The 16038-nt window shown below is 62.3% G+C and carries 16 protein-coding genes; 6 read left to right on the top strand and 10 right to left on the bottom strand.

Annotated elements, in window-relative coordinates; all coding sequences use genetic code 11:
- The first annotated feature begins 414 nt into the window (after positions 1 to 414).
- The gene (locus tag AC1RR7_RS01415; RefSeq protein WP_096822305.1) at positions 415 to 1566 is read left to right on the top strand and encodes a M14 family metallopeptidase; all 1152 of its coding nucleotides are present in this window, start codon (positions 415 to 417) and stop codon (positions 1564 to 1566) included.
- A 150-nt stretch (positions 1567 to 1716) separates the two neighbouring features.
- Positions 1717 to 2925, top strand: coding sequence for an MFS transporter (locus AC1RR7_RS01410; protein WP_493155828.1), 1209 nt, complete (start codon positions 1717 to 1719; stop codon positions 2923 to 2925).
- A 9-nt stretch (positions 2926 to 2934) separates the two neighbouring features.
- On the opposite strand, the gene AC1RR7_RS01405 is transcribed toward AC1RR7_RS01410, so the two are convergent.
- Together AC1RR7_RS01405 and AC1RR7_RS01400 are read right to left on the bottom strand one after the other, a co-directional pair.
- Positions 2935 to 3480: a cytochrome b gene (locus AC1RR7_RS01405; RefSeq protein WP_096822307.1), complete on the bottom strand. Its 546-nt coding sequence runs from the start codon at positions 3478 to 3480 to the stop codon at positions 2935 to 2937.
- A complete protein-coding gene (locus AC1RR7_RS01400; RefSeq protein ID WP_493155827.1) occupies positions 3477 to 4571 on the bottom strand; it encodes a catalase family peroxidase in 1095 nt (364 codons plus the stop codon). The genes AC1RR7_RS01405 and AC1RR7_RS01400 overlap by 4 nt, the downstream gene beginning before the upstream one ends.
- 157 nt (positions 4572 to 4728) lie before the next feature.
- Here AC1RR7_RS01400 and AC1RR7_RS01395 point away from each other — a divergent pair, with 157 nt between their 5' ends.
- Positions 4729 to 5235 (top strand): RNA polymerase sigma factor, encoded by a 507-nt coding sequence (locus AC1RR7_RS01395; protein ID WP_096822309.1) that lies wholly within the window; start codon positions 4729 to 4731, stop codon positions 5233 to 5235.
- Positions 5232 to 5984, top strand: a complete 753-nt coding sequence (locus AC1RR7_RS01390) for an anti-sigma factor family protein (protein ID WP_493155825.1) — start codon at positions 5232 to 5234, stop codon at positions 5982 to 5984. Before AC1RR7_RS01395 ends, AC1RR7_RS01390 begins: the two co-directional genes overlap by 4 nt.
- Before the next feature lie 5 nt (positions 5985 to 5989).
- On the opposite strand, the gene AC1RR7_RS01385 is transcribed toward AC1RR7_RS01390, so the two are convergent.
- From AC1RR7_RS01385 to AC1RR7_RS01355, 7 genes are all read right to left on the bottom strand, one after another.
- Positions 5990 to 6961, bottom strand: a complete 972-nt coding sequence (locus tag AC1RR7_RS01385; RefSeq protein ID WP_096822311.1) for a Csu type fimbrial protein — start codon at positions 6959 to 6961, stop codon at positions 5990 to 5992.
- Positions 6958 to 9315: a fimbria/pilus outer membrane usher protein gene (locus AC1RR7_RS01380; RefSeq protein WP_493155823.1), complete on the bottom strand. Its 2358-nt coding sequence runs from the start codon at positions 9313 to 9315 to the stop codon at positions 6958 to 6960. The genes AC1RR7_RS01385 and AC1RR7_RS01380 overlap by 4 nt, the downstream gene beginning before the upstream one ends.
- Positions 9316 to 9423: 108 nt before the next feature.
- Positions 9424 to 10206 (bottom strand): fimbrial biogenesis chaperone, encoded by a 783-nt coding sequence (locus AC1RR7_RS01375; RefSeq protein WP_096822313.1) that lies wholly within the window; start codon positions 10204 to 10206, stop codon positions 9424 to 9426.
- Between the two features lie 23 nt (positions 10207 to 10229).
- Positions 10230 to 10730, bottom strand: a complete 501-nt coding sequence (locus AC1RR7_RS01370) for a Csu type fimbrial protein (RefSeq protein ID WP_096822314.1) — start codon at positions 10728 to 10730, stop codon at positions 10230 to 10232.
- A gap of 4 nt (positions 10731 to 10734) precedes the next feature.
- The gene (locus tag AC1RR7_RS01365; RefSeq protein WP_102621735.1) at positions 10735 to 11271 is read right to left on the bottom strand and encodes a Csu type fimbrial protein; all 537 of its coding nucleotides are present in this window, start codon (positions 11269 to 11271) and stop codon (positions 10735 to 10737) included.
- Between the two features lie 19 nt (positions 11272 to 11290).
- On the bottom strand, positions 11291 to 11824 hold the full coding sequence (locus AC1RR7_RS01360; RefSeq protein ID WP_096822316.1) for a Csu type fimbrial protein: 534 nt from the start codon (positions 11822 to 11824) through the stop codon (positions 11291 to 11293).
- 86 nt (positions 11825 to 11910) lie between these two features.
- The gene (locus tag AC1RR7_RS01355; protein WP_493065207.1) at positions 11911 to 12420 is read right to left on the bottom strand and encodes a Csu type fimbrial protein; all 510 of its coding nucleotides are present in this window, start codon (positions 12418 to 12420) and stop codon (positions 11911 to 11913) included.
- Between the two features lie 297 nt (positions 12421 to 12717).
- Between AC1RR7_RS01355 and zapE the strand changes: the two genes are divergently transcribed.
- Positions 12718 to 13848 carry a cell division protein ZapE gene (gene zapE, locus AC1RR7_RS01350; RefSeq protein ID WP_493155821.1) on the top strand — a complete coding sequence of 377 codons (1131 nt, stop codon included), beginning with the start codon at positions 12718 to 12720 and terminating at the stop codon, positions 13846 to 13848.
- Between the two features lie 63 nt (positions 13849 to 13911).
- Positions 13912 to 15225, top strand: coding sequence for a protein kinase (locus tag AC1RR7_RS01345; protein WP_493155819.1), 1314 nt, complete (start codon positions 13912 to 13914; stop codon positions 15223 to 15225).
- Between the two features lie 56 nt (positions 15226 to 15281).
- Here the strand turns inward: AC1RR7_RS01345 and AC1RR7_RS01340 are convergent, their stop codons facing one another.
- Positions 15282 to 15986 carry a YebC/PmpR family DNA-binding transcriptional regulator gene (locus AC1RR7_RS01340; protein ID WP_007951538.1) on the bottom strand — a complete coding sequence of 235 codons (705 nt, stop codon included), beginning with the start codon at positions 15984 to 15986 and terminating at the stop codon, positions 15282 to 15284.
- Positions 15987 to 16038: the final 52 nt, after the last annotated feature.

The following is a 16038-nucleotide window of genomic DNA, read 5'->3' as shown; positions in this document are numbered from 1 at the left end:
AATGATAATGATTATTATTGCAAGCAGCTGGTCGCGAGATCAGTCGATGGACCAGAGACCTTAGGTCGGTCTTCTGGACTATCTCCTCATCAGGCTAATCACGGTTTTTGACCCGGCTTTTTGCCGGGTCTTTTTTTTGCCAGTTTTCTGGCTTGTGGCTTCAGGCTAATGAAGTCTTTGGGTGCTGCAAATTCGATGGCGCGGATAATATCAAAAGAATATCGCTTGGCAAGAGAACCCCGCCCGCGTTAGGGAAAAGTAATGCCAATTAGCACTTGAGAATCAATCGCACAGCTACTAAGCTGCATCCGCGTCATGGAGGACGCCCCCCGCCACACCCCGCAATTTCCCTCGGTTTCACCCCTGTCTTGCGTGTAAAGTAGCCGCCATAAAAATCATATTCAGGAACCGATTATGACCGTGGCCAAATCTTCGTTCGACATCAGCGCCAACTTCGACAGCGGCAACATCCAAGTCATCGACATCAGCAACCCGCTCAGCCCGGTTCTGGCGATTCGGCCAGATACCCGCAGCGCCCACTTCCAGTGGTTCCACTTCAAGGCCAGCGGCCTGCATGTTCATCAGGAACACTGGTTCCGCCTGGTCAACGCCAGCCAGTCCTCCTACAACAAAGCCTGGACCGGCTATCAGGCCGTCGCTTCCTACGACCACGTCAACTGGTTCCGCATTCCGACCCAATTCGAAGGCGACAGCCTGCGCTTCTGCCTTGAAGCCGAGCAGACTCACGCCTGGTTCGCCTACTTCGAACCCTACAGCCGTGGCCGTCATGACTGGCTGATCGAGCAAGCGCTGACCAAGGCCGGCACCGAGCTGCTGGCCACTGGCAAGAGCGTCGAAGGCCGTGACATTCAACTGCTGCGCAAAGGCACTGGCGCCGAAGGCCGTCGCAAGATCTGGATCATCGCCCAGCAGCATCCGGGCGAACACATGGCCGAGTGGTTCATGGAAGGCGTGATCGAACGTCTGGAGCATCACAACGATCCGGTACTGAACAAACTGCTGGAAAGTGCCGATCTGTACCTGGTGCCGAACATGAACCCGGACGGTGCCTTCCACGGCCACCTGCGCACCAACGCCATGGGGCAGGACCTGAACCGCGCCTGGCAGAACGCCAGTCAGGAAGTCAGCCCTGAAGTCCTTTTCGTACAGCAGCAAATGGAAAAGTACGGCGTCGATCTGTTCCTCGACGTACACGGCGATGAAGAAATCCCCCACGTGTTCACTGCCGGCTGCGAAGGCAATCCGGGCTACACCCCGCGGATCGAGAAACTCGAAGAACACTTCCGCAGCCACCTGAAACACACCACCAAAGACTTCCAGACCAAGTACGGCTACACCCGCGACGAACCGGGTCAGGCCAACATGACCCTGGCGTGCAACAGCGTCGGCCAGAAGTTCGACTGCCTGTCGCTGACCCTGGAAATGCCGTTCAAGGATCACGATGACGCACCGAACCCGCTCACCGGCTGGTCGGGCCAACGCTCGAAACAGTTGGGCAAAGACGTGCTGACCACCATCGCCGACATGGTCGACACCCTGCGCTGATCCCCCCCCTGTTTTTCGCCACATGAAAGATCGCAGCGTGTCTGCGATCTTTTTTTTGCGCTGCACTTTTACCCAATCAGGTTGCAAAACAAAACTAGATTACTTACCGTCAATCCAGTTTTAATTTAAAACCTGAAAAGGAACCGGGACATGAAGGCTCAAACACTCGGCAGCGGCGTGGTGTTGCTGTTCGCCATCGCTTGCGGCCTGGCAGTCGGAAACGTGTATTACGCTCAACCGCTGCTGGACGCCATGGCCGAAGCCTTCAACCTGTCGCCCGCCAGTATCGGCATCGTCATCACGCTGACTCAGGTCGGCTACGGCGTCGGGCTGATACTGCTCGTGCCGCTCGGCGATCTGCTCAACCGTCGGCGCTTGATTGTCACGCAAACCCTGTTGTCCGCCGCGGCATTGCTGATGATCGCGCTGGCAACCAGCAGCACCTGGCTGCTGATCGGCATGACCCTGACCGGTCTGCTCGCCGTCGTCACTCAAGTGCTGGTGGCCTATGCCGCAACCCTGGCCATCCCGGCGCAACGCGGACACGTCGTCGGCGTCATCACCAGCGGCATCGTGGTCGGCATTTTGCTCGCGCGCACTGTGGCCGGCGGGATGGCGGATCTGGCCGGTTGGCGGGCGATTTATCTGTTGTCCGCAGGGCTGACGCTGGTCATGGCGTTGCTACTGTTTCGCGTACTGCCCAAGGACGAGAGCCCGCAACCGGCAACATCCTATACAGTGCTGATCGCCTCGGTGTTCCGGTTATTCCAAGAGGAACCGGTACTGCGACAACGGGCGATTCTGGCCCTGTTGACCTTCGCCAGCGCCATGGTCCTGTGGACGCCGATGGTTCTACCGCTCGCCGCCCCGCCGCTATCGCTTTCCCACAGTGAAATCGGATTGTTCGGACTGGCCGGCGCGGCTGGCGCACTGGCGGCTGCAAGAGCTGGGCGCTTGGCGGATAGAGGGTTCGGCCAATGGGTCAGCGGCCTGTCCTTGCTGCTGATGCTCGGTTCATGGCTGCCGATTGCGTTCACCCAATCCTCGTTGTGGGCACTGTTGCTCGGGGTGATCACCCTGGATCTGGGCTTGCAGGCTGTGCACGTCACCAGCCAGAGCATGATCTACAGCGTCCGCCCCCAGGCACAAAGCCGACTGACCGCCGGCTACATGCTGTTTTACTCGATTGGCAGCGCCGTGGGCTCAATCGCCTCGACGGCCATGTACGCCTGGGCAGGATGGCCGGGTGTCTGCTGGTTGGGTGCCGGAATCAACATGGTCGCGTTGTTGTACTGGTGGCGAACGCTCGCACCGCAAAAACGTGGCGAGCAGACTTGCTCCCTCGCCACGCCAGATTAACGTCCGTGGTCAGTCGCGACTCCGTCCCCGCAGCATGCTGTCGAGCACCTCGTCACGGCGCACCCAACCATGGAACAGCGCCGCCGCCAGGTGCAGCAACACAGTCAGAAACAACAGATACGCCAGATAACCGTGTGCCTTGCGCAACAGCGCAAACACCTGGGCATCCGCCGGCAGGATCGACGGCAATTGCAACGAATGGCCAAGCATCACCGGATCCCCCGCCGCGCTGATCATCGCCCAACCCAGCAGCGGCAACACCAGCATCAGCGCGTACAACAACACATGCGACGCCTTGGCCGCCATCACCTGCCAACCCGGCAAGTCCTCCGGCAGCGGCGGCTGACGCGTGCCCAGTCGCACCAGAATGCGCACGATCACCAGCAACAGAATCGCAATGCCAAGCGGTTTGTGCAGGTTGATCAACCATTCATGCCGCGCCGATACCGAGGTCACCATGCCGGCGCCGATAAACAGCATGGCGATGATCATCAGCGCCATCAGCCAGTGCAGCAGTCGCGCCAGCGGATTGAAATGCGTCGGTGGCGTTCTCATGGGCGAGCCTCCTGTTTGGCGGCGGGCAGTTGGCTGACTTCGCTGGTGCGACGCAGGTAGGAATCGGCGTAACCGGCTGAACGAGCGGCGAGCAGCGGGTCGTCGGAACCTTCAATCCCGGCGGGCAGGACCAGTGGGTCGTAGTTGATGTCACGGCATTCGCCGCTGAGCTGCGGCTGAGTCTTTTCCAGCACCAGGGTGCCGGCGTTCAGCACTTTGCGACCGGCAGGCCAGGCCTTGCTCGCGTCGTTCACCGGATCGTCGGCATTGGCCAGGGTGATGTTCAACTGAAAACGCAGCGGTCCTTCGGCCAGGTGTTGCACCAGATCCTTCTCCAGAAAGTCGCTGCCCTCCGGCGCCGTGGCCCCGGCGGGATCCTGCGCCAATGGCGTCATGCTCCAGCGCACGGCTTGCTTCTTGCCGCTGGCATCGACCAGATAGAACGCGTTGACACTGTTGTAGGTTTCCGTGACATAGCTGGCCGAAGGCTTGGCGCCCTTTATCCAGGTCAGGAACGGTACGGCTTCCGGGTGCGAGGCAAAGAACGCCGGGACCTTGGTCGGGTCCGGTTTGCCGGTCGCCGGATCCGGCGATTGCGCCTGCTGCAATTGATAGAACGCCTCGGGCGTGCCGACCGGGAACACCGGCATGCTGTTCATCCCGGTACGCCACTGCTGGCCGTTGGCCTGAGTGAAACGCAGCGCCAGGCTGCGAATCGGTACGGCGCTGTCCGGTGCATAAGGACTGCCCGCCGGCAACGCAAATCGCCCGACCACCGGTGTGCGTGGCTCGTTGAACACCTGCGCAACGGAGAACGGCCGCGCTTCACCGCTGCTCTCGAAATGTCCGATCACGCACACGCCCTTGGCGTGGTTGCGGCGAAACCCGGGATGCACGCCGTTGTTCTTTTCCAGCACATCGACCAACGCTTTTGGCGTCAGGCGTTGTGGGTCAAACGAGCCATGAACGTAGGCAAACGCCCCGGCCACTGCTGCGACCACCACGGCGATACCGCCAAGACGCAACACCAGGCTCGCGGCACTCAGTGACGGGCGTTGTGGCCCGCCGGGCGGTGAGCTGCGATCAACCATGAAAGACTCCAGGGCCATCGGCCACAAGTAGGAAGAATCAGCAAGACGCACGCCATCAGGATTTATTCCACGGCCCGGTATTTATTTTTCCGAGCGTGGAATAACCTCGAATGCCGGGCGTCTTCCTAGTCCACAGCGTAGTGACTAGCAGAACTTCATGAGCGAATTCGACGAACAACTGAGAGAAATCATTCCCAGATTGCGGCGCTTTGCCGTGTCGTTGACGCGCAACAGCAGCAGCGCCGATGACCTGGTGCAGGCCAGCCTGGAGCGAGCCCTGTCCAGTTGGGGCGACAAACGCGCCGAGGGCGATCTGCGCGCGTGGCTGTTTTCGATTCTGTATCGCCAGTTCCTTGATGCGCACCGACGCTCTCGGCGCTACGCGCGGATGCTCGAATTCTTCACCGGCCGCGATGACGCCGAACCCTCGGTAGAACGCACCGTGATTGCCCAATCGACCCTGCAAGCCTTCGATCGTCTACCCACCGAGCAACGCGCCCTGCTGTTGATGGTGTCGGTGGAAGGCTTGACCTATAAGGAGGTCGCCGAGATCCTCGACGTCCCCACCGGCACCGTGATGTCGCGCCTGTCCCGCGCCCGCCAGGCTCTGCGCCAGCTCAGCGACGGCGAAATCAGCAGCCCTTCCTTGCGGATACTCAAATGATCAGCCTGCCCCCCAGCGAGCGTGATTTGCACGCCTACATCGACCACCAGCTCAGCGACGCCGACCGGCGTGTGCTGGAAAACTGGCTGGCCAGCCACCCCGACGACGCCGCGTTGATCCGCGCCTGGCAACAGGATGCCCAGCACCTGCGCGCCGCCCTCGGTGGCGCCCTGCAACAGCCGGCGAATCCAGACCTCGATCCGGCACTGATCCGCCAACGGCTCAAGCATCGATCACGCCGCCAATGGGCCAGCGCAGCCGTGTTGCTGATAGCGGTCAGCATCGGCGCTATCAGTGGCTGGCAAGCCCGGGAAATGACCTTTGTGCGCACGGTTGCGCCCATGACCGATGCCTTGCAGGCGTACCGTTTGATCGCCCAGCAAGGGATTCTGCCGGCGGACTACAAGGTCGGCGGCGAAGGTGACATGCAGCGCTGGCTCGACCGTTACTTCACCCAGGCCAACCGCCTGCCGGACCTGACGGCGGCGGGTTTTCGACCGGTCAGCGGACGCCTGCTGAGCACCGAAGAAGGTCCGGCGGCGATGGTGATGTATGAGGATCGCGCCGGGCACAAAGTGAGTTTCTACGTGCGCCCGCCCGGGCCGAAAAACACCTTCCTGCCACGCGGTAGCCGACTCGACGGGGATTTACAGGCCGAATACTGGTCCGGCGAAGGTTACAACTACGCGATGGTCAGCCCGACCGACACCCCGGCAGCGCAGCTCCTCAAGCAGACCGTGCGCTTCTGATCGGATCAGAAGCCGACATCCAGTACCACGTTGTCCAGATAGGTGCCGGCGGGCGGCGTGGTCTGATCGGTGTAGATCTTCGCGTTGTAGTTGAAGATCTGGCTGCCGGTGCCCAAACCATTGCCAGGATTGACCTCGGCATCGCTGCTGGCCCGTCGCTCCGCACCGACACTGCCCCAGCGAGTGGTGCCGGCGCTTTTGAAAATGTCGTAGGCCAGGTAATTGCTGCCGGAAATCATTCGTCGTCGACCGCCGACACTGACCGCGTTCTGTCCGTCGTTCAAACCCACGGTATAGGCGCTGCCCTTGGTGCAGGCCAGGTTGATGGTCTGACCGGTCACCGGGGTAAACGCACTGATCACCGGGGCGCTGCCGAAAGCGATGTTGGGCGCAGTGATGGTGCAATCGTTGGCCACGGTCAGGTTCACCGTCAGCGTCGTGGTGCCGCTACCGATATCGCGCCCCAGACACACCGAGCCGATGCCAATCCCGGAGCAGTAGTTCCAGTTCCAGAAAATGCTCAGGGTTTCGGTATACACCCCGGCTGCTACGTTGCTGCCGATGGTGGTGCCGAAGTACAGCGGCACGGTTTTCGGCACCGTACCACCGAGCAATCCGAGCGCATCGATGATGCCGTTGCGGGCGAAGTCGTAGGCCGTGCCGCGGGTCAGCGGGTAACTGGTGCTGTTGTTGGCGTAGATCGTGTAGCCGATGACGTCGCCGGTCGGCCCGAGCAAACCACTCTGGGTCGAAGTCACCGTGGCCCAGAAGTGGTCGCTGGTGCTCAACAAGGACAGTAGCGAGCCCGTACAGCTCAAACCACCGTTCAGCGTGGAACTGGGTTGCGAGGTCGTGCGAACTGCAATCGAACTGATCGTACCGAACGCGGCCGGAGTGGTGGTGACCACCGAACACAGCGCCTGCGCCGCCCCCGGCAGCGTCAGCACCAGCCACAGACAGAGCCGAACCCTCGTCATTGGCACACCAACGGACCGATCAGCGGCACCTGATCCTGTTGCAGATCCACATTGAACTGCGCCTGACAGGTCTTGCCATCCGCCAGGGTCACCCTTAATGAGTTCTGTGCTTGCAGGTTTTCCAGGTAGACCAGCCCGTCCCAGCCCACCACCGTGCGCGTGCCACTCTCCTCATGCAGCACGCCGCTGCCCAGCGGCAGTTCCTGCTGCTGCGCATCCACCAGCACGATGCTCGCGGCAATCACCCGGCTCAGCGGAAATTCCAGCAGATAACCGCTGCCACGGCGCACGGCAATGCGCTGTTCGACATTCGGGCTGCGCACGTTGGCCGGCAGGTTCAACGGATCAATTTCGTATTTGCCGCGGTAGTAGGCACTGCTCCACGGCACCAGCAAGTGGCCGTTGCGATCCGTCTGACCGACCTGCTGATTCTCGTAACGCACCGGAACATCCGCATAACCATCGGTACTGACCACCACGAAGGCATCGTCGATGCGGTTGGCCGCAAACACTTGATGATCCATCCACACCAGCGAACCGCTGGCATCGGCCCAGCGGGTTTCCGCATCCGAGGTGCCGTAGACACCGGCCTGCAACTGCACCGATTGCAGACGCCAAGTCACATCGGCCTGACGGTAATCAGGCCCGTCGCCGTTGGCATAACCGAGATTGAAACCCACCCCGCCCTGGGACGGCACGGCACGGCTGTAGTTGACGCGTTGTTGCGTCTGCCCGGTCTTGCTGCGCTCGCTGCTGATGGCCAGGCTGCCGCGCAGATCGAACGGGATCACCAGTTGCGCCTGCACCGCCCAGTTGGCATCGCCGATTTCGCGGTTGGCCGACAGGTAGAAACTGCTGTTGTGCCATAACGGCTTGCTCCAGCTCAGGTTGAGCAACCGCGTGCGGGTTTCGTCCGCCGCCCGGATATCGAAATAACCGACACCCAGACTGCCCCACCGCTCAAGGTTCAGGCTCAGGGTCGCCTGCTCGCTACGCTTGCTGAGGCTGGTGTAAGGACTGTCGACCACCGTGAGGTCGGCGTACTGGTCGCGGCGTTGCAACCGTTGCCAGGAAAAGCTGAAACGCTGAGCGCTGTACTGATAACCGAGACTGAGTTGCTGACCACCGTCACCGTCAAAACGGCTCTGGCTGATCGCACTGTTGAGGACCCCGAAATTGCCCAGCCGCAGATTGCCACCGAGCCCGCCGAGGGTCAGTGAATCGGCCGCTTCGGCGTGGCTTTCCAACGTGAAGCTGTCGCTGATGCCATAACGCAGGCTGCCCGACGTCACGCCCGGCCCGTAGCTGAAATCCTTCAACCCGTAATCACGTCGCAGCGTACCGGCGCTGACCGAGAAATCGCTCAAGCCCTTTTGCAACAGGCTGCTGGTGACATAGAAAGGCACGGTGGTCGATACCTGCCGCCCCAACGCATCGGTGGTCACCACCACGGCTTCGCCCGCACCGTTGATGAACGGAATGTTGGTCAGCGTGTACGGCCCCGGCTGCAAATCGGTGCTGCTGGACTTGTAGCCATTGATGAACAGATCCACCGAGGACGGCACCGCCGCCTCACCGGCGAACTGCGGCAACGGGTAGGTCACCAGGTCCGGGCGCACCGCAAAATCCCGGGAAAACTGCACGCCGCCCAGACGCACCGAGCTGCTCCACGGCAAGGCGCCGCTGACCACGTCCCCCGCCTCGTAGGTCAGCATCCGCTCATCATCGGAGAAGCGCCATGTGGTGTCGTAGCGCAGATACCCGTTGCTCAGCGTGCTGACCGAATCCCCCGACAAGGTGCGCCGGTACTGCCCGGTGTTGGACAGCGTGCCCCAACTGTCGAACACCCGCACCTCGTTCCATGCCGCCAGATAAGTCCCGGCGTCATCGGTGTCGTTGAGGTACAGGTCATAGTTGAACAACGCGCCGAAACTGCTCAGCGCCGGGGTGCGCGGGTAGACCTGACGGTTACCGATGAATTGCTCCGGCAGCCAGTCCGGCGGCACGTCGAGCAGCAGTCGCTGGCTGACGCTGTCGTAGTCGCTGTGCAGCCCCGGCAGACCATCGAGATCGACTTCAGCCCCCGCACTCTCGGGCAGTTTCATACCGGTGTCACGCAACACACTGGCCGGCAGGAACAACCGCCCGCCGCGCTGCTCCACCGCCACCACCCGACCGGTATTCATCTGGTTGACCACCAGTTCCAGAAACAACTGAGCATCGCTGACGGCCTCCATGCCGCTGGGAGGCGGCGGCAGTTCGCCGGCCCCGGATGGATGAATGAACATCAGGCAACACGCGCCGGTGACAAGCCACAACGGACGCTGAATACGGCGAGCCCATCCCGGACTCATTAGCGTGTTTCGTCCGTCAATGGACTGGTTCCTCCTGAAACCGCTGTTGCCCGCCGGCCAATCGCTTGCCTGGCGGCCCCGCACTAGTCGGCCCGCAGGCCGCAATCCCTACTTCGCCGGAGCGATGCTCTGCACTTGTGCTGCGCCATTGATCCGTCCCGCCAGTTCCCCCGCCACAGGTCCCGGTGCCGGCCAGCGCATCACCGCGCCGGGCAACACATAACCCAACAGCCCTTCCGCCAGCGGTTTGCTCTGCCCGCCCTGCCTGAGCGCAACATCGGTCAAGCGCGCATGCACCGCGCCCTGATTGCGCACTTCCACATAAGGCCGGCCATCCACCGCCACCGTGCGCCAGCTCAATTGCGGCAGGCCGATGCCTTTGGGATCACGCTGACGGGTCGTGTCTTCCTTGCTCCACAGCCCCGCGCCGTAGGCGAACAGGGGCACCGAATAGCGCATCTGGAAGCGGATCGCGGCGGCGGTTTTCCCGGCATCGGCGGCAGGCGGCTGGGCCGAGGGAATTTCGTCGATGATGATCCGGTAGGCCAGTTCCTGGCCGGGCGGGACTTCCCTGGTCCGGGTCAGGCGCACCAGTTGCTTCTGCCCCGGCTCGATCTTCGCCACCGGTGGACTGCCGATCACGTCACGCTGGTTCTGGTATTGCTCCTGGAAACCGTTCTGGCTCCAGCCGAACACGCGGATCTGCAGGTTGGCGGTTTCGCTGCCACGATTCTCCAGCCACAGCGCACTGGCCTGCTGATCGGCTTCGAGCACCGGATCGATCGGCCAGATCAGCACCGAACTGGCCGCCTGCGCCTTGACCGCAGCGAGCAGAGCCCACATCAACATCGCGCAACGCACGAGCCATGGCCGTGACGTGATAAACCCCATAAACCCGCTCCTTGTGCCTTGCATCACCACGACAGCTGCACCTGCAACACGTCGCTGTATGTCCCCCCAGGCTGATTGCCCGGCAATTGCACCTGACCGTAGATCGGCAGGCTGATGTTGTTGGCGTCGCTATAGGCCACCGCCACGGTCTGGCCGATGCCCAGACTCTGGCTGTAGGCCGCATCGCGAAACAGCGCATACGCCACCTTCGCGCTGCCTCCACTGATCTGCATTCGTCGCCCACCGCTGTTGTACTGACCGCCATCGACCGTCATGTTCAGCGTCACCCCCGGCGTGCATTGCAACTGCACGCCACCGGTCAATGCCACTTGCACCGTGCCGGTGGCCAGGGCGGAACTCGAGCCGAAATTCAGCCCGCCATAGTTCGACACGCCCCCCACCACCAGGCAGCCCGGTGTGATCGTCGCGCTGACCTGAAAGCTCTGGCTGGTCACCGCCGCCAGCGGCAACGGCACAGCCCCCGCGCACAGCACCAGCAGCGCCGCACAGCCATGCCGGCCCATGGCACTAGAACGTCAGTTCAACGGAAATGGTGTCGGTGTAAGTGCCCGCCGGCAGGCCGGCCTTGCCCACCGCCTGACCGTAGATGTTCACGGTCTGCGCCACACCGGTGCTGGCGGCGAGGTTGATCACGCCGTCGATGGCCAGCAATTGCGAGTGCCCGGCATCGGTGTACAAGTCGTAAGGCACGTAGTTGGCGACACCGTCGTACAGCGCGCGGGTGCCGCCGGGCGACAACCCGTCATGGGCACCGGCCCGCACCTTGACCGTCGGCGTGGTGCCGGCAGAGCAGAGAATCGACAACGCCCCGCCACCGCCGCCCAGCACTTGCCCGGTGGCCGTGGTGAACAGGCTGTTGGCGGTGCCGAAGTTCAAGGCACCGAAGTTCAGGCCGGAGGACCCGCCGGAACCATTGACCTGGCAACTGCTGATCAGGATCAGGCTGGAGGTGATCTGACCGGTGACCGTGGTAGCGGCGTTGACGCTGGAGGCCAGCGTCAGGCCGAGCAACGACAAACCTATCCTTGATGCAATCGTACGCATGGTGTCCTTCCTCTACGGTTTACCAATCGAGCGTCACCGTCAGGGTGTCGGTGTAGACACCTACCGGTACCGCACGGGTGTTCGCCACCACCGTGCCAAATACCGGGATGGGTATCTGCGCGCCGCTGGTGACAGCGAAATTGTGTTGTTGGCCGATGCTGTAACTCTGGCTGCCCGAGGCATCGAGAAACAGTTGATAGGGAATGGTCTGGCGACCGTTGCTCAAGCGCCGGGTGCTGCCGTCGCCATGGGCGCCACCGTCGATGGTCACGGTGAAACCGGTCACTGAAGGATTGCAGGCCACGTTGAGCCGGCCGCTGCTGTCATTGGCCAGGCTGGCCTTGATCGGCGCATTCCAGGTCGGGCCCTGCTGGCCGAAATCGAGTTTGCCGAAATCGCCCACCGGGCTGGCGATGCTGGACGAATTGGTCACCTCGCAGCCGGCGATCAGAATCAGCCGCGCATGAATCTGCCCGTTGATCGCGGCTTGCGCGTCCTCGGTGAGCAACAGCAATGCGCCTGTGGCGACTACCAGCCAGTGCTTGCCTGTCATTGCGTCCCTACTCCTTCTGATCCTTCAGCATCACTCGACCTCTGCGTTCGTCATTGAACGTCGATTTCCTGTTGCATCCGGCTTGATCACCAGGTGACCGTTACCTTGACCAGATCCGAATACCGGCTGACACGCGGAACTTCGGCCATCCGCTCGATCCGCCCATACAGCGGCAATTCAACCGAACCGCTGTCCGGCACCCTCCCGGTGACCGGCACGTCCACCACCAGCGGCACTCGCCGCGCGGCGTCCTGATACAAACGGTAAGGAATGGCTTTGCCACCCGCCTCGCCTGCCATGTAGCGCACTTCGCCCGTCCCGCCGTGCAGGCCGCCATCGACGCGCAACTGATACGGCGTGTCCGGGTTGCATTCCAGGCGCGGCAATCGCGAATTGATCAGCGCCGCCCCGAGCGGCCCGGCCGGATCGTCGAGGCGCGCCGTGCTGCCGAAGTCGAGCACGCCCAGTTGCTCGATACCGGCTTCGCGCTGCTGGCCGATCAACTGGCAACCGCGCTGCACATCGACGCGCACTTCAACCTGCAAGTCAGCCGCCTGCACCGTTGTTGCGAACCCGCCCAGCAATGCCCAGACCATCCCTGCATTCACTGCCCGTTCCTTGATGGCGACAGCGTCTGTGTCGTTACAGTGTTTCAGGTTAGCAACGGACGCCGATTGCGCCAGTCGATTGGATCCACTGATCGGGCGGGATTTGTTTCGAAAGATTGGCGATCCGGCACGCCAGGACGCTGAAAAAACCTGTACGCGCCGCAGAATGCTGTCCAGAAAAGTCGCCGGCCGATAAAGCGCAGTGGAAGGAAAACTATCCGTCTGGTTACACTACGCCGCCGCGCTCGGGGGGAGCCGGCCTGACGATGACGGAGTGACCTCACCGTGCCCGCCCGACCGCCCGAACGTTCGCGTCTGTCACAACGCCTTTCAGGATTACGCCGCTTGTTCGGCAAGCGAAACCTGGCCAGTGCTGGCCATTGCGCCAGCGCCCAGTCAATCCGCGATTACTTCCGGCTCAAGGCCCATGGCCAGGGTTACACCCTCAGTCACAGCCAGCAACGGGTGATCGATTGCATGGCACAGCAGGCCGGCCTGTTGTTCGGCCCTTCGGCGCAAACCCCGCCCAGTCTTTACCTGCACGGCGCCGTCGGGCGCGGCAAGAGCTGGTTGCTCGACGGTTTTTTCCAGGCGTTGCCGATCCAGCAGAAACAGCGCCTGCACTTCCATGAGTTCTTCGCCCGCCTGCACCAGGGCATGTTCAGGCATCGCAAGCAGGACGACGCCCTCGGCGCCACCCTCGATGAGTTGCTGCAGGACTGCCGGGTGCTGTGTTTCGACGAGTTCCATGTGCATGACATCGGTGACGCGATGCTCATCACCCGCCTGTATAAAGCCCTGTTCCAGCGCGGAATCCTGTTGCTGGTGACCTCCAACTATCCGCCGGAAGGACTGTTGCCCAACCCGCTGTACCACGCGCGGTTCAAACCGGTGATCGACCTGATCAATGCCCGCATGCAGGTCATGGAAGTCGGCGGCCCCCACGACTACCGCAGCCAGGCGCGCAACCACGCGCATCAACTGTTCACCCAGGGCCATTACGTTTGGCCGGCCACGCCGGCACAACGTCTGGCACTGGACTTGCCACCACGCGATACCGCGCCGCAGCCGTTAGCGGTCGGCAACCGGGTTTTACAGGCGCGTCTGTGCACAGACCGCCGCGTCGCCTTTACCTTCAATGACCTGTGCGAGCAGCCCACGGCCGTGATGGATTATCTGGAGCTGTGCCGGCGCTTCGACCAGTGGATCATCGATGAACTGCCGGAACTGGACGCATGCTCGATTGCCGTCCAGCAGCGCTTCATCAACCTGATCGATGTGCTCTACGATCAGGACAAACACCTGACGCTGCTCGGGCAGTTGCCTCTGCACGAAAGCCTGGCCGGCAACGCCATTGACCTGGCCCGCACCCGCAGCCGGCTGGGGCAATTACCGGAAGTGCGTGAACCGGCCTGATTTGCCGTTATCATGCCGCCCATTCCCGGCGTCACTGCGCCCTCTTTGATAGCGACCCATTACATGCACACCCTTGCTCAATTGCGCGCCGGCGAACTGGCGGGCATCACCCGGCTGGACCTGGTCGAAGGCTTGACCGAGTTCCCACCCGAGATCTTCGACCTGGCCGACACGCTGGAGGTGCTCAACCTCAGCGGCAACGCGCTGAGCAGCCTGCCGGACGACTTGCATCGCCTGCGCCATCTGCGCGTGCTGTTCTGCTCCGATAACCGGTTCACCGAACTGCCTGAATCCATGGGTCAGTGCCAGGCACTGACAATGATCGGCTTCAAGGCCAACCGGATTGTCCAGGTCTCCGGCACCGCCCTGCCACCGCGCTTGCGCTGGCTGATCCTGACCGACAACCTCATCGAAACCCTGCCCGCCGAACTGGGCGAGCGCCCGCTCCTGCAAAAACTCATGCTCGCCGGTAACCGTCTGCGCGCGCTGCCGCCATCGTTGAGCCAGTGCCATCGACTGGAGCTGATCCGCATCGCCGCCAACCAGCTGACAGAATTGCCGCAATGGCTGTTGACCCTGCCGAGCCTGACCTGGCTGGCCTACGCCGGCAACCCGCTGGAAACCGAGGCCGACGCCGCCGCACTGGAGGCCACGCCGCTGATCGATTGGTCGACCTTGCGTCTGGAACAACGGCTGGGCGAAGGCGCGTCCGGGGTGATTTCCCGTGCGGTGTGGCAGCCGGCCGGCCAACCGGAGCGCTCGGTGGCGGTCAAACTCTACAAGGGTGAGATGACCAGCGACGGCTCACCGTTGCATGAGATGAACGCCTGCATCACGGCCGGGCTGCACCCGAACCTGATCCGGGTCGAGGGCCGCATCGGCAATCACCCCGATGGCCAGCAAGGACTGGTGATGCAACTGATCGATCCGAGCTATCGCAACCTCGCCGCCTTGCCGAGCCTGGCCTCCTGTTCGCGGGATATCTACACCGATGACTGCCGGTTCAGTGCCGATGTCGCCTTGCGCATCGCCCGGGGCATCGCTTCGGTCGCCGAGCATCTGCATGAACAAGGCATCACCCATGGCGACCTCTATGGGCACAACATTCTGTTGAACGATCAGGGCGACTGTCTGCTGGGGGACTTTGGCGCGGCGTCATTCCATGCCACCACGGACAACCTGGAAACCCGCGCACTGCAACGCATCGAAGTGCGAGCGTTCGGGATTTTGCTGGGGGAATTGCTGGCACGCATCGACTCGGGTCTGAGTGCGGATCGGCGTGAGGTGCTGGAGGCGCTGGAACAGCGCTGCTGTCAGCCGGATGTGCTGGCGCGACCGGGATTCAGTGAGGTTGTGCAGCAGCTGGAAGCGTTGTAGCCGCTACACCGCCATCGCGAGCGAACTCGCGATGGCGGCATCATTGACGCAGCGGATCAGCCGGCCAGGCCGACGAACATGTCCTGCACGTCGTCGTGGTTGTCGAGGCCTTCGAGGAACGCTTCGACTTCAGCCATCTGCTCGTCGCTCAGGCCGCTGACCGGGTTCTTCGGCTGGTAGCCCAGCTTGGCCGACAGCACGGTGAAACCTTGCTCAGGCAGGGCTTTCTGCACCGAATCCAGGTCGGTCGGATCGGTCAGGAACAGGGTTGCGCCCTCTTCGCCCGGCTCGAAATCCTGGGCACCGGCTTCGATCGCGGCCATTTCCGGATCGGCGTCCGGGGTGTCCGGCGAGGCTTCGATCATGCCGACGTGGTTGAAGTCCCACGCTACCGAGCCGGAAGCACCCAGTTGGCCCTTGCGGAACGCCACGCGGATTTCCGCCACGGTGCGGTTGATGTTGTCGGTGACGCACTCGACGATCAACGGAACCTGGTGCGGAGCGAAACCTTCGTAAGTCACGCGATGGTACTGAACGGTCTCACCCAGCAGGCCCGCGCCTTTCTTGATCGCGCGGTCCAGGGTTTCCTTGGGCATCGAGGCTTTCTTGGCCTGTTCGACCACCAGACGCAGGTGTGCGTTGGTGGCGGTATCGGCACCGTTGCGGGCAGCGATGGTGATTTCTTTCACCAGTTTGCCGAAGATCTTGCCCTTGGCGTTGGCTGCCGCTTCTTTGTGTTTAACCTTCCACTGTGCGCCCATTACTCACTCTCTTGATCTGTGGCGCCGAGACATCTATTGGCCGACGCGTGGC

It is taken from the genome of Pseudomonas sp. GW821-FHT11G12 (genome assembly GCF_058808055.1).
Note: the sequence above shows the minus strand (reverse complement) of the source record. Positions and strands in the feature narration are given on the sequence as shown.